This is a genomic window from Neobacillus sp. BP17 (assembly GCF_059579525.1).
In genome coordinates this window covers 4,010,593-4,032,803 of sequence record NZ_CM184198.1, presented here as the reverse complement: position 1 = coordinate 4,032,803, position 22,211 = coordinate 4,010,593, and the positions used below count along the sequence as shown (strand labels likewise).

The 22,211-nt window shown below is 36.9% G+C and carries 25 protein-coding genes; 24 read left to right on the top strand and 1 reads right to left on the bottom strand.

The annotated features are described in order from the left end of the window. Positions 1 to 19: 19 nt before the first annotated feature. The 10 genes from aroA to ypjB all read left to right on the top strand — a co-directional run bounded on the left by aroA (position 20) and on the right by ypjB (position 8,494). Positions 20 to 1,309 carry a 3-phosphoshikimate 1-carboxyvinyltransferase gene (gene aroA / locus AC4QJR_RS19595; RefSeq protein WP_098574798.1) on the top strand — a complete coding sequence of 430 codons (1,290 nt, stop codon included), beginning with the start codon at positions 20 to 22 and terminating at the stop codon, positions 1,307 to 1,309. 133 nt (positions 1,310 to 1,442) lie between these two features. Then, positions 1,443 to 2,345: a hypothetical protein gene (locus AC4QJR_RS19590; RefSeq protein ID WP_496523932.1), complete on the top strand. Its 903-nt coding sequence runs from the start codon at positions 1,443 to 1,445 to the stop codon at positions 2,343 to 2,345. Between the two features lie 21 nt (positions 2,346 to 2,366). Continuing rightward, positions 2,367 to 3,632 carry a tetratricopeptide repeat protein gene (locus AC4QJR_RS19585; protein ID WP_496523931.1) on the top strand — a complete coding sequence of 422 codons (1,266 nt, stop codon included), beginning with the start codon at positions 2,367 to 2,369 and terminating at the stop codon, positions 3,630 to 3,632. A gap of 33 nt (positions 3,633 to 3,665) precedes the next feature. Further along, positions 3,666 to 4,232 carry a ReoY family proteolytic degradation factor gene (locus AC4QJR_RS19580; RefSeq protein WP_098574795.1) on the top strand — a complete coding sequence of 189 codons (567 nt, stop codon included), beginning with the start codon at positions 3,666 to 3,668 and terminating at the stop codon, positions 4,230 to 4,232. A gap of 109 nt (positions 4,233 to 4,341) precedes the next feature. Next, entirely contained in the window at positions 4,342 to 4,806 is a 465-nt protein-coding gene (locus AC4QJR_RS19575) for a YpiF family protein (RefSeq protein ID WP_098574794.1), read from the top strand. 142 nt (positions 4,807 to 4,948) lie between these two features. Next, positions 4,949 to 5,455, top strand: a complete 507-nt coding sequence (locus AC4QJR_RS19570; protein WP_098574793.1) for a QcrA and Rieske domain-containing protein — start codon at positions 4,949 to 4,951, stop codon at positions 5,453 to 5,455. A 1-nt stretch (position 5,456) separates the two neighbouring features. Further along, positions 5,457 to 6,131 carry a menaquinol-cytochrome c reductase cytochrome b subunit gene (gene qcrB / locus AC4QJR_RS19565; RefSeq protein WP_026563914.1) on the top strand — a complete coding sequence of 225 codons (675 nt, stop codon included), beginning with the start codon at positions 5,457 to 5,459 and terminating at the stop codon, positions 6,129 to 6,131. Between the two features lie 63 nt (positions 6,132 to 6,194). Then, entirely contained in the window at positions 6,195 to 6,968 is a 774-nt protein-coding gene (locus tag AC4QJR_RS19560) for a menaquinol-cytochrome c reductase cytochrome b/c subunit (RefSeq protein ID WP_098574792.1), read from the top strand. Positions 6,969 to 7,048: 80 nt separating this feature from the next. Continuing rightward, complete coding sequence (gene lhaT, locus AC4QJR_RS19555; protein WP_496523930.1) at positions 7,049 to 7,642, top strand: lipoprotein heptaprenylglyceryl N-acetyltransferase LhaT; 594 nt, start codon at positions 7,049 to 7,051, stop codon at positions 7,640 to 7,642. 66 nt (positions 7,643 to 7,708) lie between these two features. Continuing rightward, positions 7,709 to 8,494, top strand: a complete 786-nt coding sequence (ypjB, locus tag AC4QJR_RS19550) for a sporulation protein YpjB (RefSeq protein WP_496523929.1) — start codon at positions 7,709 to 7,711, stop codon at positions 8,492 to 8,494. Positions 8,495 to 8,528: 34 nt separating this feature from the next. On the opposite strand, the gene AC4QJR_RS19545 is transcribed toward ypjB, so the two are convergent. Then, a complete protein-coding gene (locus AC4QJR_RS19545; RefSeq protein ID WP_098574790.1) occupies positions 8,529 to 9,401 on the bottom strand; it encodes a YitT family protein in 873 nt (290 codons plus the stop codon). Between the two features lie 214 nt (positions 9,402 to 9,615). Between AC4QJR_RS19545 and AC4QJR_RS19540 the strand changes: the two genes are divergently transcribed. From AC4QJR_RS19540 to AC4QJR_RS19475, 14 genes are all read left to right on the top strand, one after another. Next, the gene (locus AC4QJR_RS19540) at positions 9,616 to 9,942 is read left to right on the top strand and encodes a nucleotide pyrophosphohydrolase (protein WP_496526714.1); all 327 of its coding nucleotides are present in this window, start codon (positions 9,616 to 9,618) and stop codon (positions 9,940 to 9,942) included. 5 nt (positions 9,943 to 9,947) lie between these two features. Beyond that, the gene (dapB, locus tag AC4QJR_RS19535; RefSeq protein WP_098574788.1) at positions 9,948 to 10,751 is read left to right on the top strand and encodes a 4-hydroxy-tetrahydrodipicolinate reductase; all 804 of its coding nucleotides are present in this window, start codon (positions 9,948 to 9,950) and stop codon (positions 10,749 to 10,751) included. A gap of 11 nt (positions 10,752 to 10,762) precedes the next feature. Next, positions 10,763 to 11,179 carry a methylglyoxal synthase gene (mgsA, locus tag AC4QJR_RS19530; RefSeq protein WP_098574787.1) on the top strand — a complete coding sequence of 139 codons (417 nt, stop codon included), beginning with the start codon at positions 10,763 to 10,765 and terminating at the stop codon, positions 11,177 to 11,179. Beyond that, positions 11,172 to 11,882, top strand: a complete 711-nt coding sequence (bshB1, locus tag AC4QJR_RS19525) for a bacillithiol biosynthesis deacetylase BshB1 (RefSeq protein ID WP_496523928.1) — start codon at positions 11,172 to 11,174, stop codon at positions 11,880 to 11,882. The genes mgsA and bshB1 overlap by 8 nt, the downstream gene beginning before the upstream one ends. 2 nt (positions 11,883 to 11,884) lie before the next feature. Next, positions 11,885 to 13,012 (top strand): N-acetyl-alpha-D-glucosaminyl L-malate synthase BshA, encoded by a 1,128-nt coding sequence (bshA, locus tag AC4QJR_RS19520; protein WP_496523927.1) that lies wholly within the window; start codon positions 11,885 to 11,887, stop codon positions 13,010 to 13,012. Between the two features lie 10 nt (positions 13,013 to 13,022). Continuing rightward, on the top strand, positions 13,023 to 14,222 hold the full coding sequence (locus AC4QJR_RS19515; RefSeq protein ID WP_496523926.1) for a CCA tRNA nucleotidyltransferase: 1,200 nt from the start codon (positions 13,023 to 13,025) through the stop codon (positions 14,220 to 14,222). After that, the gene (locus AC4QJR_RS19510) at positions 14,207 to 15,184 is read left to right on the top strand and encodes a biotin--[acetyl-CoA-carboxylase] ligase (RefSeq protein ID WP_098574783.1); all 978 of its coding nucleotides are present in this window, start codon (positions 14,207 to 14,209) and stop codon (positions 15,182 to 15,184) included. The genes AC4QJR_RS19515 and AC4QJR_RS19510 overlap by 16 nt, the downstream gene beginning before the upstream one ends. Before the next feature lie 242 nt (positions 15,185 to 15,426). Next, complete coding sequence (gene panB, locus AC4QJR_RS19505; protein WP_098574782.1) at positions 15,427 to 16,263, top strand: 3-methyl-2-oxobutanoate hydroxymethyltransferase; 837 nt, start codon at positions 15,427 to 15,429, stop codon at positions 16,261 to 16,263. Then, positions 16,260 to 17,108 carry a pantoate--beta-alanine ligase gene (gene panC / locus AC4QJR_RS19500; RefSeq protein ID WP_496523925.1) on the top strand — a complete coding sequence of 283 codons (849 nt, stop codon included), beginning with the start codon at positions 16,260 to 16,262 and terminating at the stop codon, positions 17,106 to 17,108. The genes panB and panC overlap by 4 nt, the downstream gene beginning before the upstream one ends. Before the next feature lie 28 nt (positions 17,109 to 17,136). Next, positions 17,137 to 17,520, top strand: a complete 384-nt coding sequence (gene panD / locus AC4QJR_RS19495; protein WP_098574780.1) for an aspartate 1-decarboxylase — start codon at positions 17,137 to 17,139, stop codon at positions 17,518 to 17,520. Between the two features lie 179 nt (positions 17,521 to 17,699). Further along, a complete protein-coding gene (gene dinG, locus AC4QJR_RS19490) occupies positions 17,700 to 20,501 on the top strand; it encodes an ATP-dependent DNA helicase DinG (RefSeq protein WP_496523924.1) in 2,802 nt (933 codons plus the stop codon). Positions 20,502 to 20,575: 74 nt separating this feature from the next. Then, the gene (locus tag AC4QJR_RS19485) at positions 20,576 to 21,427 is read left to right on the top strand and encodes a ComEC/Rec2 family competence protein (RefSeq protein ID WP_496523923.1); all 852 of its coding nucleotides are present in this window, start codon (positions 20,576 to 20,578) and stop codon (positions 21,425 to 21,427) included. Positions 21,428 to 21,543: 116 nt separating this feature from the next. Beyond that, positions 21,544 to 21,714 (top strand): YpmA family protein, encoded by a 171-nt coding sequence (locus AC4QJR_RS19480; protein WP_098574777.1) that lies wholly within the window; start codon positions 21,544 to 21,546, stop codon positions 21,712 to 21,714. 15 nt (positions 21,715 to 21,729) lie between these two features. Then, positions 21,730 to 22,203 carry a cell wall elongation regulator TseB-like domain-containing protein gene (locus AC4QJR_RS19475; RefSeq protein WP_496523922.1) on the top strand — a complete coding sequence of 158 codons (474 nt, stop codon included), beginning with the start codon at positions 21,730 to 21,732 and terminating at the stop codon, positions 22,201 to 22,203. Positions 22,204 to 22,211 lie beyond the last annotated feature (8 nt).

Here is a 22,211-nt window from a genome sequence, read left to right as displayed (position 1 = left end):
ATAAAAAAGGTGATTTTTCATGACGTCTCTAAAACTGAAGACAAACATAACACACTTAAACGGCGAAATAACAATTCCTGGGGATAAATCAATTTCACACCGGTCAGTTATGTTTGGTTCGATTGCTCACGGTGAAACCAAAGTAACCAATTTCTTACCTGGGGAAGATTGCTTAAGCACAATATCGTGCTTTCGAAAACTCGGAGTTACCATCGAAGAATCTGATGGCCAACTTCACATTATTGGAAAAGGATTTGAAGGGTTAACCGAACCAAATGAAGTATTAGACGTTGGTAACTCTGGAACAACAATCCGTTTATTAATGGGGATATTGGCAGGTAGACCATTTTTCTCTTCTCTTGTTGGTGATGAGTCAATCGGTAAACGTCCAATGACGAGGGTAACGAACCCTTTATCGGAATTGGGTGCAAAAATAGATGGTCGTAACAACGGTTCCTACACACCCATCTCTATTCGTGGGGGTGAATTAAAACCTGTAAATTATCAACTTCCGGTTGCAAGTGCACAGGTTAAATCTGCCTTAATTCTTGCAGGCCTGCAAGCAGAAGGTCAAAGTGTGATTATTGAGCCGGAAGAAACTCGTGATCATACAGAAAGAATGATTATTAAATTTGGCGGGGAAATCCACAAGGATAACCAAATGATTATCGTCAATGGCGGTCAAAAACTAGTCGGAACGACAGTCCATGTTCCTGGGGATATATCGTCTGCAGCATTCTTTTTAGTTGCAGGTGCCATAATTCCTGGAAGTGAAGTTGTATTGAAAAATGTCGGGCTGAATCCAACAAGAACGGGAATTATCGAAGTAATGAAAAAGATGGGTGCGGACTTAGAAATTGTCCAGAACGAGGAATCATCATTTGAACCAATGGGGGATCTAATTATTAAGACTTCCAGTCTGAAAGGTACCGTGATTGAAGGAGATTTAATTCCAAAATTAATTGATGAAATCCCAATAATTGCCCTTTTAGCGACCCAGGCAGAAGGTACAACAATTATCAAGGATGCCGAGGAACTGAAAGTAAAAGAAACAAATCGAATTGATACAGTTGTTCATGAGCTAAAAACTTTAGGTGCTAAAATCGAAGCAACTGAAGATGGAATGATTATTCATGGAAAAACCAAATTAGTTGGTGGAACTGTCGCTAGTCATGGTGATCATCGAATTGGAATGATGCTGGCCATAGCTGCACTTCTTTGTGAAGAAAAAGCAGTTCTAGAAAACCCAGAAGCCATTTCCGTTTCATATCCGAACTTCTTTGACCATTTAAATAGTCTTATTAAGTAAAGCTGCATATCGATGCAGCTTTTTCTATTTTATATCCCGAATTGAATGGCATAGTTTTTGGAATTTTCGCATAGCTTGTCTTAAAGAGAATAGTCAAAAAAGAAAATAGGACACAATGAAATGGTGGTGGATAATGTATATTATTGAAAATGCCAATCTCCTAAAAGACAAGCAATTAAAAACTTGTTCACTATTAATACGTAACAATCGAATAGAAAGGATTGACTCGCATTTCAATTATTATCGGTTAATAAGAATGAATGCCGAACCATATATTATGACCCCCACCTATGTTTTATTTAATTCAAATATTCCACAAATTAGGGCCTTTCAAGAATTAAAAAAGTGTTTGACTGAAGATTTTTTGTTGAAAGGTTGCACCACCTTGTTCACCTATGTTAATGTTTCCTACGAAAATGAATTAACCACAAAAATATCTGCGCTTAAAACGGCTCTCTTAAGCAGCCCAATAGACTATCTTATTGGGGTAAGAATACCAGTTCGATTGATTTCTCCATCGTTTATTAGGAAATGTAAGAAAGAAAAAGTACCAGCTATTTTTGTAGACCTTCAATCACATGAAGAATTAGAACAAGTTCCATGGGGTTGGATTAAAGAAGCAATGTTTCCTTTCAGCAGTCCGTTCATCCCAATAATTTCTTCGGTTCACAAGAAGGAAGTGAAGGGTGTTTTGTCGAAATGGAATGGTATCATGAATAGAGAGAATATACCCGCTCTTTATGAAGAAATTGAAGAAAATATCCCATTGGCTGTTTCTGTATTAAATAAAATTGGTGTATATCCGCAAAAAGGTAGTTTAATGTGTGGTACAGAAGTGAGTTATAATTTGTATACAAAAATAAATGAAGGCCAGAATGTTGATGATGTGAATATATTTCATTATCATAGTGATAGACTCGTAGTAACCGTCCACAAGGGGGAGGTTTTACGAGCAAGTGGTAACGTGATATTTAAACCTGGAAATGGAGAACATGTTAGGGTGCGAATCCCATCCTATTTTTCTCTGTCAATCTAGGAGAACGAGAGGTAAGAGTCAATGGAACGAGTGAATAAAATTATTACCATGTTAGAAAATGGTCAACATAATGAGGCCTTAATTGAATATAATGATGTATTACAAAATGGTATGCCCGATGAAAAGTTTCTTCTTAGCGAAGAAATGTATCAATATGGTTTCCTAGAAGAGGCAAAGTCACTAATAGCAAATTTATTAGAAACATTCCCTGAGGAAGGTGAGCTTCTTGTCCTATTAGGTGAAATATTAGTTGAAGCCGGTGAAGACGAAGAAGCAATTCTTGTTCTTGAAAAGATATCAGAACATGATGCGAATTATGGACAATCCCTACTTTTATTAGCCGATCTTTATCAAGTTCAAGGTTTGTATGAAGTTTGTGAAAGAAAACTTTTGAAGGCAAAGGAATTGTTGCCAGATGAAATCATTATAGATTTTGCTTTAGGCGAACTTTACAGTGAACAAGGTGAAGTGACCAAGGCACTGGAAGCCTACGAAAAGGTTTTAAAAGAAGAAAATGAAATAGCTGGTGTAAATATAGATCAACGGATTGCAGATCTCTTAAGTGTATCTGGAATGTTTGAGGATGCATTAGTTTATTATGAAAAGGCAATGAATGAAAAATTAGAGATTAACACTTTATTCGGCTATGGTTTTACGGCACTTCAGGCGGGGTATTACAAGACTGCTATCGTAAAATTCACTGAATTGAAAGAGCTGGATCCGGAATACCATTCTCTATATTTACACCTTGCTTTAGCATATGAAAGGGAGGGAGAACTTGAAAATAGTTTACTTACCATTCAAGAAGGCATAAAACAAGATGAATATAATAAGGAGTTATTTTTCTTTGGCGGGAGAATAGCAAACCAATTAGGAAAAGTGGAAGAAGGAGAACAGTTTTTCCGTGAAGCACTTGCCTTAGACCCAGGATTTATTGAAGCAGCACTTACATTAAATAAACTCTTTTTACTTCAAGAAAGATATGAGGACATCATTGATTTAATTACTGAACTTGATATTAAAGAAGATGAAGAACCCCAACTTTTATGGGATGCTGCAGTAAGCTATCAGAAGTTAGAAAAATTTTCTTACGCATTAGACAAATATGAAAGTGCATATACTTTTTTTAAGAAAAATGAAACATTTTTACAGGATTACGGTTATTTTCTAATTGAAGAAGGAAAAAGTGACCGCGCCGCCGAAATTTTTAAACAGTTGCTAAATGAAGATCCAACAAACGGGGAGTATATGGATTTACTTGAACGTCTTACAGGGTTGAAAGATTAAAAAAAGCTGAATTTGCAGAGGAGGGAAACTATCATGGCAACCCCTGTTTCTGTCAACGAGAAGAAGGACTTTATTCGCTGGTTTTTAAATCATTATCAATTAAAGAGAAGAGAATGTGTTTGGATTCTTAATTATCTAATGAGCCACGATCAATTAATGGAGAAGGTCCATTTTGTGGAGCAAGCACAGTATTGTCCGAGAGGTTTAATTATGTCTACACATTGCGTCGATAAGGTACCATTTAGATTCTATAAAGAAAATGTGATGACTACAGATGCTGAAAAATCCTTTCACGACATTCGCTTAAATCGTGATGAGGATATTTTTATCCAATTAAACTTTCATGCTGCTAATCAGGCACACCAGTATGCTGCGGTTCTTGAAGAGAATTTATACGTTCCCAAACACCTGCAAGTGAATGAGAAGGATGGAATTATTGCAGAACAATTATTGCAGCGCAGTATTGAACATTTTCAACGTGAGAAAATCCTTCAATTAATCGATGAGGCCCTTGATAATCAAGATCGAAAAGCATTTCAAGTTCTTACACAAAAGCTTAATCAGTTAACCATGTCAGAACAAAAAGGAAGCGTGCGATAAGCAGCTTCCTTTTTGTTTGGGATTTTCTAAATATTGCACTATATCTTTTATTGTTTCTGTAGAAAATGATATTATGATAATAGTGAAATCAAAAGGTTGGTGCATAAATATGAAATGGACACCTCAAGATATTGAGACGTATTTGAATGCAAAGGAATATGTAGACACAGCTGTTGTGCCATTACTGGCTGTATCTGTGGGGGGGGAGATGAAACAGTCTGCGACAGCTGCGGAATTTATCACATTACTTACTGGACATCTAGAAAGGCAATTTACGGGAAGATTATTATTATTACCTCCATATACATATTTGAAGTCCAAAAATGGAGAAAATATCATTAGTGATTTGAAGGAATGGGAGGCTAGCCTTCAAAAGGGGGAATTTAAACACATATTTTACATTACATCCGAAATTGATTGGAGATCACGAGAAGAAGAACTTTCTGGAACGATAATATGGCTTCCATCAATCCCGCTGGAACACATGAATGATTCACAGAAAATGGCGGTTGTTGATAGTCAAGTAAAACAATTATTAGACCTTTTTACGCAAAAATGGCATGAAAATGAGTAAAACCACCTTTTAAGCATGTTTTTAAAATAGTATGATATTGACCTAACTTGCAGATTGATATATCATTGTTATGTCCTAGTTTTATATGTGTTTAAATTTGTCCGTCGGACTTAACTTCGTGAATAGAGGGGGGGATATAAGCATGAGTAAGCAACGCGTTTCAAGACGTCAATTTTTAAGCTACACATTAACAGGAGTAGGCGGCTTTATGGCAGCTGGTATGTTAATGCCAATGGTAAGATTTGCAGTTGATCCAGTTTTAAAGGCTGAAGAAGGCGGAGATTTCGTCGCAACAAAACAAAAGGTTTCTGAAATAACTAACGAGCCGGTTCGAGTTGACTTTAGCTTTAAACAAAAGGATGCATGGTATGAGTCAGAGGTTACGGAGACTGCCTGGGTTTATAAGAATGATGCAGGTAAAATTGTAGCCCTTTCACCTGTGTGTAAACATTTAGGCTGTACTGTTAACTGGAATACGGACAAGGAACATCCAAATCAATTCTTTTGTCCATGTCACTATGGCCGTTACACAAAGGATGGAACCAATGTTCCAGGTACACCACCACTTCACCCGCTTGATGTATATCCATTCAAGGAAAAAGACGGTTTTCTTTATTTAGGTAAAGCTGAACCACGGAAGGAGGCGTAACATGTTAAACAAGATTTACGATTGGGTAGATGAACGTTTAGATATTACGCCTTTGTGGCGCGATATCGCAGACCATGAAGTACCTGAGCATGTTAATCCAGCGCATCACTTTTCAGCGTTTGTATACTGCTTTGGAGGTCTAACATTCTTCGTAACAGTCATTCAAATTCTCTCTGGTATGTTTTTAACTATGTACTATGTACCAGATATTAAAAATGCATGGGAATCGGTTTATTATCTTCAAAATGAAGTTGCTTTTGGACAAATTGTACGTGGAATGCATCACTGGGGTGCAAGTTTAGTACTTGTAATGATGTTTTTACATACACTACGTGTTTTCTTCCAAGGTGCTTACAAGAAACCTCGTGAACTAAACTGGGTAGTCGGAGTGCTTATTTTCTTCGTTATGCTTGGCTTAGGATTTACTGGTTACTTATTACCATGGGATATGAAAGCGTTATTTGCAACAAAAGTAGGTCTGCAGATTGCCGAAGCAACACCGTTTATCGGTACACAGGTTAAGGTTTTACTTGCAGGTCATGAACATATTGTTGGTGCCCAAACATTAACCCGTTTCTTTGCGATTCACGTGTTCTTCCTGCCAGGTGCATTGCTTGGATTAATGGGAGCCCACTTCTTAATGATTCGTAAACAAGGTATTTCTGGACCACTATAAAAAACGTTTTTTCACAATCGATGTTTTTTCTACTAACTACGGAAAAAGGAGGGGGATTGCTCGATGCATCGCGGTAAAGGATTAAAGTTCGTTGGTGATTCACGTGTTTTAGCACCTTCTGAACGAAAAAAAATGATTCCGAAAGATTACTCTGAATACCCTGGTAAAACAGAGGCGTTCTGGCCTAACTTCCTTTTGAAAGAATGGATGATAGGAGCTGTATTTCTTGTCGGCTTTTTATGTTTAACTGTTGCCCATCCGGCTCCGCTTGAAAGGATAGCGGATCCGACTGATACTGGTTACATTCCATTGCCAGACTGGTATTTCTTATTTTTGTATCAATTACTAAAATATTCATATGCATCCGGACCGTATACAGTTATCGGAGCTATGATTATGCCTGGACTTGCATTTGGAGGCTTACTATTAGCTCCATTCCTGGATAATGGTCCTGAACGTCGTCCAATGAAGCGTCCGATTGCAACTACAGCTATGCTTTTGGCATTAGCTGCCACCGTATTTTTAACTTGGGAGTCTGTTGCGACACACGACTGGGAACAAGCTGAGCGCCAAGGTAAAATTGTTGAAAAGGTTGATATTGATAAGTCGAGTGCCGGCTACAAAATTGCTAGTGCGAATACATGTATTACTTGTCACGGTGAAGATCTTTCAGGAGGTGCCGGTGCTCCTGCATTAGTTGGAACTGGTCTATCTGCTGAAGAAGTAGCGAAAATTGCTAAAGAAGGTAAAGGTGGAAAAATGCCACCCGGAATCTTCAAAGGTACTGACGAAGAACTTAAAACACTTTCAGAATTTATCTCAGGCCTTGGTAAGTAATAATCGAATTATTGAAAAGCTGACGAACGATCGTCAGCTTTTTTCTTCATGAAAAAAACAATCCTGGAAGGAGCATGCTTGTGAGTTGGATTTATCCTCTCTTGGCCCATAGGTCAATTATAAAGCTGCTATTATTTATAAATATAGCTGGAACTATATATGGGTATTACTGGTATGGGTGGCAACTAAAAGAAACTCCTGCAATTTTCCTCCCATTCGTTCCTGACAGCCCTACTGCTAGTTTATTTTTTGTTTTCGTTTTGATTGCCTTTCTATTACGGAGAAACTGGCCTTTAATAGAGGCTCTTGCGATTGTCACACTTTTTAAATATGGAATTTGGGCAGTGGTGATGAACATTCTAGTCTACTTTGTCCAAGGGGAACTTGATGCAGTTGGCTATATGCTAATATTTTCCCATTTTGCAATGGCTGTACAAGGGATTTTGTATGCTCCATTTTATCGTTTTAAATGGTGGCATTTAATCATCACAGCTGTTTGGACATTACATAATGATGTGATAGATTATGTATTTTTCATGTTGCCGAGCTATCATATGCTTGATCGCTACACTCAGCAAATTGGCTATTTTACATTCTGGCTTTCGATTTTTTCTATTGCCCTTGCTTATTATTTTTCCATTCGGTCAAATCGGTACAAGCTTGAAATAAAATAATCCAAAATGGTCTAACCTTGTCCACCCCTACATACATTTTATTAGTAATGAAAGGGGGGACAAGGATTGAAAATCAAATGGTTATTTTTATTTGCAATTATCATGATGCTTACTCCCACATCTATTTATGCAGAACAACAATCGCCAATGGAGAAGCTTGATGATATTTCAGATGAAGCACTCCAAATGGTGAAGTTTCATAGATATGAAGATGCGAAAAGACTACTTGATTATTTTTCAAATCAGTTCACAAGTATTGCTGGTACGGATCCACCATTAACCATGGATGAAGTGAGAATAATTAACACCTCCCATGATGAAGCAGTGGAAGCGGCAGTTAGTTCCAACATGAAATATGAGGAACGAATAAATAAATTAGTCAAATTTAGACTTGTTATTGATGCGATTGCTACAAGTCATCAACCCCTATGGGTTGAAATGGAAGATCAAATTATGACTGCTTTTCATCAAGCGAAAGATGCGGCTAAAAAAGGTGATTCTGGAAACTTTCATACAAACTTCAATTCATTTTTATCTTTGTACAATGTCATCTATCCAAGTATGAAAATTGATGTATCCGTAGAAAATGTACAAAGATTAGATGCACGGATTGATTTTATAAATGAATACCGTTCCCTAGTAGTAAGTGACACTAAAAGTCAGCAGGAATTGGATAAACTAGATACGGACTTAGTCAAACTCTTTTCTAACATGGAAGAGGATGAGGCAGATCCTAACATTTGGTGGGTTATTATATCCACTGGAAGCATTATTATCATGACATTATCCTATGTGGGTTGGAGAAAATATCAAGGTGACAAGAATCAGAAAAAAGACCGTTCGAAGGATTGATACTAAAAAAGCAATGTCAAACGACATTGCTTTTTTAATCTACTAACGGCATTTTATTTTCGTCAAGGGTAAATCCTTCTCCATGAACATCGTGAACAATAGTAATTGAAACAAAGGCATGTGGATCGACCGAGGTGATTACATTTTTTAACCGAACGATTTCATTTTTAGCCACAACACAATATAAAACCTCACGTTCACTTTTTGTATATGATCCATAACCTTTTAAGGCAGTAACTCCTCGGTCCATTTCCTCCATAATTTTTGCGGCAATTTGTTCGTTTTTTTCCGAAATAATCATTGCCCCTCTTGCAGAATAGGCACCTTCTAAGATGAAATCGATGACTCTTGCACCAATAAAAACAGCAACAAGTGTATACATTGCCTGTTTATAATTTAAATATGTAACTAGAGATAACGCGATAACACATGCATCAAATAAGAACATCGTTTTCCCCATATTCCAGCCTGCATATTTCTGGACGAGCCTTGCAATAATATCGACTCCTCCCGTAGTTCCACCATAACGAAAGATTACTCCTAAACCAACGCCTGTAAAAACCCCAGCAAATAATGCTGCTAATGTTAAATCACTTTCAAGTGGCATATCTATCGCATAGCGTTGAAATATCCATAAAAAAATCGATACTCCTACCGTTCCTATAATGGTATATAAAAATGTATTCCGTCCTAACAATTTCCACCCGATAAAAAAAAGTGGAATATTTAAAAATAAATTTGAATATGACGGATCCCACTTGAACAAGAAATAAAATAATAGAGCAATCCCAGTGAAACCACCCTCAGCCAACTTGTTTTGCATATTAAAATTCACAAGTCCAAACGACATGATTGCAGCCCCTAAAAGGATAAATAATATGTTTTTAAATTTAAGTCCTGATATCATTCATAAACCCCCTCTGCCATAAATTCTCTTATCTGGCGATTTTTATTATATCGAATTAAAAATGCTAGAGCAATGAGTAGTGAAAAAGACTAAAAATAATTGAAAACATTTGTAAAACCGAGATAATTTAGCTAACATAAACAATGAATAAGAAAATGGGCATTAGTATCAATCATATTAACGAGGTGAAGGCAAATTGGCCAATGAAAAGACAATGAAAGAACTTCAGCAAGAAGTAGATTTGTACATTAGTCAATTTAAAGAGGGGTATTTCAGTCCACTGGCAATGCTGGCGCGACTTACAGAAGAACTAGGGGAATTTGCTAGGGAAGTAAATCATTATTATGGAGAGAAACCCAAAAAAACTAGTGAAACTGAAAAAGCGATTGAGGAAGAACTGGGAGACCTTTTATTTGTTTTAATTTGCTTTGCTAATTCCTTAAATATTAGCCTAGAAGATGCACATGATTATGTCATGGAAAAATTTAAAACAAGAGACAAAAATCGTTGGACTAGAATTAACGAAGAAAAAATGGAGTGAATGTGATGGAAAAGATTAAAATTATTATTGCAGGCCCTCGTGGAAGAATGGGGAGCGAAGCTGTAAAGTTAGTCACAAATACTGATAATTTTGAATTAGTTGCTGTTGTGGATCATAAGTATGACGGAATCATGTTAAGCGATTTGGAAGGTTTTCATTCAATACATAATGTGCAAGTTTATTCAAATATTGAAACATGTCTGCAAACAATCCAAGCAGATGTATTAATTGACTTAACCACACCTGAAGTGGGCATGCATCATACCAAAACAGCACTCTCTTACAATGTGCGGCCTGTTGTAGGTACAACAGGGTTTACCGCTGGTGAATTAGAAGAATTAGAGCGTATTTGTCAGGAGAAAGAACTAGGGTGTATTATTGCTCCGAATTTTGCTATAGGTGCGGTTTTAATGATGAAATTCTCTCAAATGGCAGCAAAATATTTTGAGGATGTTGAAATTATCGAATTACACCATGACCAGAAGTTGGATGCTCCGTCAGGAACAGCGGTAAAGACGGCCGAAATGATCTCAACTGTAAGAGAAGCAAAAAATCAAGGCCACCCAAATGAAAAAGAAACAATCGCAGGAGCGAGGGGGGCAAATTTTGATGGGATGCATATTCACTCGGTTCGATTGCCGGGATTGGTTGCACATCAACAGGTATTATTCGGTTCAGATGGTCAGACTTTAACAATCAGGCACGATTCCTACCACCGAGGGTCGTTTATGTCAGGGGTAAAAGTGGCAGTTGAGTCTGTGATGACACATAATGCCTTTGTTTATGGCCTTGAAAATATTTTAGGATAGGAGGAAATATAATGAATATTGCATTAATTGCTCATGATAATAAGAAAAATGATTTGGTGCAGTTCGCTATTGCCTATCAGAATATTTTTTCGAAGCACTCTTTATTTGCTACTGGAACAACAGGGCAAAGAATTAGTGATGCAACAGGATTGAATATTACACGGTTTCAATCCGGACCCCTTGGTGGTGACCAGCAAATTGGTGCGATGATTGCTCAAAATGAAATGGATGCTGTTTTCTTTTTTCGAGATCCATTAACCGCACAGCCGCATGAACCAGATGTTACTGCATTAGTAAGACTATGTGATGTATACTCCATACCCCTTGCAACCAATATGGGAACTGCGGAATTGCTTATAAGAGGTTTAGAACTCGGGCTGATTGAATGGAGAAATATAATTAAAGAGAATGGTGGACATAATGAATAATCAACACCTTCAAGTCCTTGCATTTGGTGCCCATGCAGACGATGTAGAGATAGGCATGGCAGGGACAATCGCAAAATTCACATCTGAGGGAAAACGTGTAGGTATCTGTGATTTAACAGATGCCGACCTTTCTTCAAATGGGAATATAGAGCTCAGAAAGTCTGAGGCGGCAAATGCGGCTGAAGTTCTAAAAGTTTCGTGGCGGTCATCGCTGGGTTTTCCGGATAGGGGCTTGTACCTTAATGAAGAATACATAAGAGAAATTGCAAGGGTAATAAGAATAAAAAAGCCTCAAATCGTGTTTGCGCCTTATTTTGAAGACCGTCATCCAGACCATGGAAATTGTGCTAGTTTAGTGGAAGAAGCAGTTTTTTCAGCTGGAATCCGAAAATATGAAACAGCTGGAAATGAACCTGCTCACCGAGTGGAAAGAGTTTATTTTTATATGATTAATGGTTTTCACAAACCTGATTTTGTTATCGATATTTCTCAATACATAGATTTAAAGCTCGAAGCATTAAGGGAGTATAAGAGCCAATTCCAGCAAACAGAAGAAACCCACAATACTCCACTTGTTAATGGGTATATTGAAACTGTCGAGGCAAGGGAAAGAATGTTTGGCAAGCTTGTTGGTGTTACATTTGCTGAAGGGTTCAAAACGAAAGTTCCCATTCTTTTGAATCGAGATTTGATAGGAGAATAACCATGAGGAAATTAAAAATTGGAATTACTTGCTATCCAACAGTAGGTGGTTCAGGGGTGGTAGCAACGGAATTAGGAAAAATGCTGGCTGAAAAAGGTCATGAAATTCATTTCATTTCATCAAGCATCCCTTTTAGGTTGAACAAAATTTATCATAATATTTATTATCATCAAGTTGAAGTGAATCAATATTCCTTATTTCAGTACCCACCCTACGATATTGCTTTAGCAAGTAAAATGGCGGAAGTTGCTAATCGGGAAAAATTAGATCTACTTCACGTTCATTATGCTATTCCTCATGCGGTTTGTGCTATATTAGCCAAGCAAATGAGTCACCGAGATTTTAAAATTGTCACTACCCTGCACGGAACAGACATAACCGTTTTAGGGTATGATCCTTCGTTGACAGATGCAATTAAATTTGGAATAGAAAAATCTGATGTGGTAACTGCTGTATCGAATTCGCTTGTGAATCAAACTTATGACCTCATCAATCCTGATAAAACAATCGAAACTGTCTATAATTTTATTGATGACCGCGTCTATAAAAAAACTGATGCACATGGTTTAAAGTCAGATTTTGAAATAAGGGAAAACGAGAAGGTAATCATACATGTTTCAAATTTCCGTCCAGTAAAGCGCGTAAAAGATGTAGTAAAATCTTTTTCAAAGATTGCATCTGCAATGCCTGCAAAATTACTATTGGTCGGTGATGGTCCCGAAATGACTATCGTTTGTAAGCTCGTCAGAGAGTTGGGCTTGGAAGATCAAGTCATTTTTCTTGGTAAACAAGAGAGTTTAGAGGAATTGTACTCTATTAGTGATTTAATGTTGTTATTATCAGAGAAAGAAAGCTTTGGACTTGTTGCACTAGAGGCGATGGCATGTGGTGTCCCTTGTATCGGGACGAATGTTGGCGGTGTTCCAGAGGTTATTAATCATGGTGTCAATGGATTTATTTGTGAAGTAGGTGACATAGAGGATATTTCTAGTAGAGCATTAGCAGTTTTAAATGATGCGAAGCTTCATCAGCAATTTTCTCTACAGTCCATTTACACAGCAAAAACAAAATTTAAAGCAGATCAAATCGTTGAACAGTATGAGCAAATATATTTTAATATACTGAATTAAGGTGAAGGAAATGACAGACCCATTCTTAACTGCAATTCCTGTCTTAGAAAAGTTAGAGGATGCCGGTTATGAGGCCTACTTTGTTGGCGGATCAGTTAGAGATTTTCTTTTAAATAGAGAGATAAATGACGTGGATATTGCGACAAGTGCAACTCCAGATGAAGTGAAAAAAATCTTTCCAAAAACAGTAGATATTGGAATAGAACATGGAACAGTTCTAGTCCTGGTTACTAATGGGGCATATGAAATTACTACCTTTAGGACAGAATCGGAGTATGAAGATTATCGTAGACCTAAAGAGGTTACGTTTATTCGGAATTTAAAGGATGATTTGCAGCGCAGGGATTTTACAATGAATGCAATTGCAATGGACAGAAATCGGAAACTGATTGATCCTTTTAACGGATTTTTAGCTATACAGAATAAATTAATTCAGACAGTCGGAAGTCCAAGTGACAGGTTCCAAGAAGATGCCTTAAGAATAATGAGGGCCGTACGGTTTGTAAGTCAACTTTCATTTCAAATAGAAGCGGGAACTATCACCGCATTAGCCAATCAGGTTCATTTACTTGAGAAAATTGCTGTGGAGAGAAAAAAAACAGAGTTCGAAAAACTGTTAATCGGTAAAAACAAACAAACCGCGTTAAATATCCTTCTAGATACAAGCATTTTTTTATATTTGCCTGGTTTAAAAGGAGAGAGGAAGTCTTTAGAGAAACTGATTCGCTTTGAAAGTATCCCTCTTAATATTAATGAAATGTGGTCATTATTAATTTTCTGTTTACAGTTTAAAGAAAAAGAGATCGAGGTATTTCTAAAAGACTGGCGGCTTTCAATTAAGGAAATAAGAGAAATTGGACGAACGGTCCATTTCTTATATAAAAGACTTGAACAAGAATGGTCTATTTATGATCTCTATGCTGCAGGTCGTGATACAATCCTTTCAACAGAAAGACTCTACCTTGTGATTAACCAAATAAAGGATATTCAATCAATTGAACATTGGGAAAAAATGTATGATTCTCTTCCGATTAAAGATCGTTCAGAAATAAATGTATCAGGAAATGACTTAATGGATTGGTTCAATAAAAGAGGCGGACCATGGCTAAAGGAAACCCTATTAGACATTGAAAATAACATCTTATCTTGTCAACTTCCTAATAACAAAGAAAAAATCAAGGAGTGGCTAATGAAGTGCAATCAGAAATAAGAAAAGAATTAATTGATGCCTTTACAAATGCCGGAGATGCCTTTTTGTCAGGTCAATATCTAGCTGAACTCATTGGCTGCTCTAGGACGGCAGTTTGGAAGCATATAGAGGAACTAAGAAAAGAAGGCTTTGAATTAGATGCAGTTAGAAATAAGGGTTATCGGATTCTAAAGACCCCAGAAAAAATAACTGCCGATGAAATAAGACTTGGTTTAACAACCCACTTTATGGGGAGGAATATCCATTATGAGGAGACTGTTGAGTCAACTCAGAAGATAGCCCATCGCATGGCTTCTGAAGATGCACCAGAAGGAACGGTCATCATTGCAGAAGAGCAGTTGTCAGGCAGGGGAAGAATGGCCCGTAAATGGCATTCTCCAAAATATTCAGGGATTTGGATGAGCATGATCCTGCGCCCCAATATACCTCTTAGTAATGCGCCACAATTGACATTATTAGCTGCAGTTTCCATTGTTCAAGCCATTGAAGAAATGACAGACTTAGTCCCAGATATTAAATGGCCTAATGATGTTCTAATTAGCGGAAAAAAAGTCACTGGTATATTAACTGAGCTACAAGCTGAGGCCGATCGAATTCATTCCATTATTATTGGAATTGGTATCAATGTGAATCAAAAGTTAGAAGATTTCCCAGCAGAAATTCAAGATATTGCTACGTCCCTTTTTATTGAGAAAAAAGACACTGTCTCGAGAGCGGAATTAATTAGAACGATCCTAAAGAACTTTGAAAATTTGTATACAATGTATCTGGAACAGGGCTTCTTGCCAATAAAGCTTTTATGGGAAGGTTATGCCAGCAGTATCGGCAAGTACATAAAAGCGAGAACATTGACAAATACCATTGAAGGTATTGCACTAGGTATCACAGATGATGGTGTGTTGAAACTGGAGGATCAGACTGGATTCATCCACCATATTTATTCAGCGGATATTGAGTTATAAGGCTTGAACTTTTCGAGAAATTTGCTATAATTCATTCCAATGGGCAGTATCCATAGTGAACTGCACCTAAATGAAGTAACCAACAATTAAAAAAGGTTTCTGCCTAGATCCGTTTACGGACCGGGACAGAGGGATGAAGCTTGAATTGAGTAATAGGGATCCTCTGCCTTCAGAAGGATCTTTTTATTTGCTCTTCGAAATCTTCATATCCCCTCTCCCAACAAAAAAGGAGGGAAAAATGGATGAAGCAAGCAACTGATTTTTTAAAAATGAAGGAAAAAAATGAAAAAATAGTCATGTTAACAGCGTATGATTACCCCTCTGCTAAACAAGCAGAAGAAGGTGGAGTTGACATTATTTTGGTGGGTGATTCCCTTGGTATGGTTGTCTTAGGGTATGACTCGACCATACCGGTGACACTTGAAGACATGATCCATCATACGAAAGCAGTAAAACGAGGTGCAAAGGATACATTTATTCTCGCGGACTTGCCATTCTTAACCTATCATTTATCCGTCCGTGATACATTAATGAATGCAGGCAGACTCATTCAAGAAACAGGCGCACATGCGGTGAAACTTGAGGGTGCAGATGATGTCCTAGAAAAAATAACTGCTCTAACGAAAGCAGGCATCCCTGTGTGTGCTCATTTGGGGTTAACTCCACAATCCGTTGGTGTATTAGGCGGGTATAAAGTACAAGGGAAAGATGCTGAGGCAGCAAGGAAATTAATAGATGATGCGAAGAAATGTGAACAAGCAGGAGCTTTCGCCATCGTTCTTGAATGTGTCCCAAAACAATTGGCTGAAGAAATTACACAAAGTCTTTCAATACCTATCATTGGTATTGGTGCCGGGATTGATGTGGACGGTCAAGTGCTCGTGTATCATGATATTCTTGGTTATGGTGTTGAGCGTGTACCGAAGTTTGTGAAACAATACCATTCCGTAAATCCATTTATGCTTGAATCTATTCAAGCTTATGCAGCAGATGTTAAAAATAAACAGTTTCCAGAAGATAAGCATTCATTCACAATGAAGGAGCAGGAACTGAAAGGGCTTTATGGAGGTATAAAATGAAGGTAGTTACCACAATTAAAGACATGCAAGAGTTAATTTTGAAACAAAAGTCCCAAGGAAAATCGATTGGCTTTGTTCCAACGATGGGTTTTCTGCACGAAGGACATTTGACGCTTTTAAATAGAGCTAGAAAAGAAAATGATATCGTCGTCCTTAGCATTTTTGTTAATCCGTTGCAGTTTGGTCCGAAAGAGGATTATGCTGAATATCCCCGTGACTTTGAGCGTGACCGTGCATTGGCTGAAAGTGAAATGGTAGATTTTCTGTTTTATCCAAGTGTAGAAGAAATGTATCCGACCAGCCCTTCAGTCAAAGTTACCGTACAGGAGCGCACAGATGTATTATGTGGAAGTTCACGCCCTGGCCATTTTGATGGCGTTGCAACAGTTATAACAAAATTCTTTAACATCATTATGCCAACACGTGCTTATTTTGGGAAAAAAGATGCCCAGCAAGTTGCGGTTATTGAAGGGTTAATTTCAGATTTTAATATTCCTGTAAATCTGGTAGCAGTAGATATTGTCCGAGAAAATGATGGACTGGCTAAGAGTTCTCGAAATGTTAATCTCTTGCCGACAGAAAAAAAAGAAGCACCTGTTCTTTATCAAAGTCTTCAAGCAGCAAATGCAGCGATTGATAAAGGAGAGAGAGATCCTATTAAAATAATTGATATGATTCGCGAAGTGATTGGCAATGAATCATCGGGTGTAATTGATTATGTCCAAATCTACTCCTATCCACAATTAAAACCATTGGAAAAATTAGAGGGTACAATTATTATTGCTCTCGCTGTAAAATTTACGAAGGTTCGTTTAATAGACAACATCATTACAAAAATAGATTGATAGGTAAGAGGAAATGGAGGAAGAGGATATGTTTCGCAACATGATGAACGGAAAGATCCACCGTGCCACAGTTACTGAGGCAAATTTAAATTATGTAGGAAGTATCACAATTGATGAAGATATTTTAGATGCAGTTGGAATGATTGCTAATGAAAAGGTTCAAATTGTTAATAATAATAATGGTGCACGCCTAGAGACTTATATTATTCCAGGTGAAAGAGGCAGTGGAGTTATTTGTTTAAATGGTGCTGCCGCCCGTCTTGTTCAAAAAGGTGATATCGTGATTATCATATCCTATGCGTTGATTGCTGAAGAAAAAGTAGCAGCACATAAACCAAAAGTGGCGATCATGGATGAAGGTAATCGGATTAAAGAACTGATCCATGCTGAACCAGCACTAACGATTATGTAATCCCCGTTTAGGGGATTTTTCTTTTTTAACGAGGGTTTTATATAATATATGTAGTAACAATAATCAAAAAGTTTGTGGTAGAATCAAAAGCTTATAGTAGTGTATACTTGTGTATACTTTTTCTTTTAAAGATTATGTGATACCGTTTGAATGAACGAAGGTTTGGGGTGTTAAAATAAATGTTAAATAAATTTGTCGTAATCGACTTGGAAACAACGGGAAACATTCCAAAAAAGGGTGATAAAATCATTCAATTTGCAGCTGTGGTCATTGAAAATGGGAAAATCACAGAAAAGTTTTCATCACTCATTAATCCCAAAAAATCCATCCCCATATTTATTGAAGAATTAACGGGTTTAAATGATGATATGGTTAAAGATGCGCCGCTTTTTTCCGAAATTGCGGAAAAAGTCATGTCTTTACTGGACGGGGCCTATTTTGTTGCACATAATGTTTTGTTTGATTTGTCCTTTCTTCAAGAAGAATTAATCCAAGCGGGCCAAGAAGGGTTCTTCGGTCCTGTTCTAGATACGGTTGAAATGGCTAGAATTCTTTATCCCACGGCAGATGGTTATAAGCTATCTGATTTAGCGGAGAGAGAAAAATTGAATCATGATCGCCCCCATCAAGCAGATAGTGATGCACAGGTTACAGCTGAGCTTTTACTGATTCTTTTAGAAAAATTGGCATCATTACCACTCACAACATTAAAACAGCTTGCACATTTATCAGGCGGATTGAAAAGCGACCTACAACAGCTGCTTGATGAATTACTGATTAATAAAGAAGAAACTGTCGAAGGCTTATCTGAGACATTGGAGATATTTAGGGAACTTGCTTTAAAAAGGATTCCAGACCAAATTAGGCTCCCTGCTGAAGAGAAAGAATATCATTTCCCTGCATCTGAGGCTGAAAAAATCAGAATGGTCAGTCAGGCATTTAAAGCTTTCGAGCAAAGAACGGGTCAATTTACCATGATGGATACAATCTATCAGGCTTTTCAAAATGAAAAACATGCTGTGATTGAGGCTGGTACAGGTGTAGGAAAGTCACTGGGCTATTTGCTGCCAAGTGCTTACTTTTCTAAGAAGAATAGGCTTCCAATCGTTGTAAGTACACATACTATCCACTTGCAAGAACAGATTTTAAAAAATGAAATACCGCTCTTGTCTAAACTTTTGCCCTTTCCATTAAACACTGTATTACTTAAGGGAAGAAATCATTATATTAGTTTAGAAAAGTTTCACCAGACGCTGGCAGATGATAACGATAATTACGATACCGGTTTAACAAAGATGCAAATTCTTGTTTGGCTGATTGAAACAGAAACAGGTGATCGGGATGAGTTAAACCTTTCAAGTGGCGGTCAAATTTTTTGGAATAAAATAAAGAATGAACCAGGAATTTTTTTACAGGACGAAGCGTGGCAAGAAAGAGATTTTTATTTAAGGGCAAAAAGAAAAGCGGAAGTTGCTGATATTATTATTACAAATCATTCTTTATTATTAAGTGATATTAAAGGTGAAGTGGCGATCCTGCCTGAATTCTCTTATGCCATTATTGATGAAGGGCATCATTTTGAGAAAGCCGCTAGTCAGTTTTTTGGACATACATTGGATTATTTATCGACCCGTCTCCTATTAGGTCAATTTGGACTGTATGAACAAAAACAGCTCTTTTATGATTTGGAAATGCTGCTGGATTCTGTACCAAGTAAAAATGAAGCCAGGACCAACACTACTAAGTTAAATCAACTTATGACAGATCTTACGTTTGAAATGGACGAATTTTTCCAATTGATTGCTCTTTTTGCGAGAGCCAAGATGGCGAATAAAAAAGGAGTTAATCGTGCCAAAATTCGCTTTTCACCCAATGACGAAGCAAGAGAAAAAAAGGCATTGATTCATAGTGCTGAGAGATTTGCCTTTTTACTAAAGGACCTTGATTCAGAAATTAGTGAACGGCTTGAATGGTTAAAAAATGCGAGTACTTCTTTTTCACGGATAGAAGAAAATAAATTGGAAGAAATCCTTCAATTTCAAAGCGAATTAGCAGATCTTAGAGATACGGTTACTAATTCCTTTCTTAAAAAAACGAATGATGTAAAATGGATTGAAATAGATATACGCTCACCGCAAAATGTTACTACCTTTATGGTTCAGCCAACATCCGTAGCAGGGAAGCTAAATGAACAATTCTTTCAATTAAAAAAAGCGGTAGTATTTACTTCAGCAACGTTGACTGTAAATAAATCATTTGATTATTTTATAAAGGAAATGGGTCTAGACCCTGAATCTACGGTCCAATTAAATATCCCGTCTCCATTTGCATATAATCAACAGGTGCAGCTTTTAATTCCTGAGGACTTACCAGAAATTAATACAGTTTCTTTAGATGATTATGTAATTTCAATTACGGAGCATATCATAACAATAGCTGAAGCAACTAATGGGAGAATGCTGCTTCTATTTACCGCCTATGACATGTTAAAGAGAACCTATGAATTAATCAAAGAGAGTGGTTTTTTACATGATTATGCAATGATTGCCCAAGGGATAACTAGTGGAAGCAGAACAAGACTAACCCGAAACTTTCAACGCTATGATAAGGCGTTATTGTTGGGGACAAGCAGTTTCTGGGAAGGTGTAGATATACCTGGAGAGGACTTGTCCTGCCTTGTTATTGTTAGACTTCCATTTAGCCCGCCAGATGATCCTTTAACAGAGGCGAAATGCCAGTTAATCGAAAAACGCGGGGGGAATTCCTTTTCAGAATACTCCCTTCCAGAAGCAATTCTCCGTTTTAAACAAGGTTTTGGGCGCCTTATTCGAACAGAAAGTGATCGAGGTATCATTGTGGTGTTTGATAAAAGAATTGTAACCACCAAATATGGGAAGGCCTTTTTGAAATCTATACCTCCCGTTCCTATTAATCGAGGAAAGATGGATGAATTAGTTGAAATTATCCACTCGTGGTTATGATTTGAGAGACATCAGTCAACTTAATCTGGATAAAAATTGGTAAATAAACACATCCTTAATATAGGAGGTGTGTCATGAGAACCTTACTAATTATCTTGTCATTATTTATTCAAACGACGCTCATGGTAGAGGCATCAGAGCCTTCATTAAATAATATTGAAAATATTAATTTAAATATTAAGGACCATGAAGTTGCAGTCACTTTTCTGGGTTTGTCGGAAGGGGAAGCAACACTGATTCAAGGCGCAAATAACGAGAATACCTTGATCAATACCGGAGGGAAAGAAACTGCTGCTGAATTAGAGGGTTGGCTATTCCTTTATGATGTAAAAGAGATTTCTAAATTAATCCTTACACATAACGGAACAGAACTTTCTAAACAACAATTAAATCGTCTAATCTCGAAATATAATATTAAAGAAATTATTTCAACACCTAAATTCTCTGCTAAAGTCAAAAAGGAACTAGATTCAACAAATAAGCCTGCAGTTGTCTCATGGGGGCAGGGTACAAAGAGGCCAATTCTGCCTGAGATGACTGCTGAAGTTCAATTTGTGGGAAATGATACGAATGAAGGTATGGATTTAACACTTGATTTTTTTAATCATCGAATATTCCTAATGACTTCATTCACGCCAAGGGCAGAAGAGACACTCTTGGAGAAAAATCTAGAGAATATTAATGTGTTTAAAATCCCTAATGGTGCACCGGAAGACTCTTTATCTGAGAAATTAATTCAATATCTAAATCCGCAAATTTCAGTCCTTTTTGCACCAGAAGAAGAGACGCATGATCCAGATATACTGGTTGATCTTCACGAAACTTGGTCAGAAATTTATTCAACGAAAAAACATGGAACTATAACAATAAAATTCACCGATTCAAATTATGAAATCATAACCATTCCGATTGAATCAGATGAATAAAATTTAATTAAAAAAATCATAGCATCTTTGACCCGCTTTTTGCTTCCACCTGTTATAATAATGGATAAGATTTATCAAATAATGTAGATAAACAGGAAAATATTGGAGGATAACGGATGGAAAGTAAAATAGAAGTTTTATCAACAGTGAAAATCCAACACAGTCCGGATCTGTATAAAATTGTTGATGCCCTTAATCGAACCTTGAAACAGGAAGACCTTATGTTTGGACTTGCACTGGATCAAGCAAATCAAAATACAGCGATTTTTACGATTTATCGTACATAAAGAAGTGAATTAGTAATGAAAAAGTGGATTATTGTTCTTTCAATAATAGTATTAGCCTTTTGTGGGTTATTGATAAAAGTTTATTTATCAGCATTGGATCCCGTGAAAACTGCAGAGACAAAAGCTGTCTCACGTGCTCAAGAGAAAATTTCACTAAAGGAAGTAGAAGATTTTCATATTTATAATGGTATTGAAACGATTAATGTCATTGAGGGGAAAAGTAAAAATGGTGACAAAATTATCGTATGGATGCCTGAGAAAAGTAAGGAAATTATCGTAAGAAAAGCTAAGAATGGGTTAACAAAGGAAGAAGCAATTCAAAAACTTCAACAAGAGAAAAGCCCGAAGAGGATTATCTCTGTTCGTCTCGGTATGGAAAAGAATATCCCACTTTGGGAAATTTATTACCGTTCTAATAATAATTTAATAAATTATTACTATGTTCACTTTGATACAGGTGAATGGCTAAAAAAAATTGAAAACCTATAAATAGATGG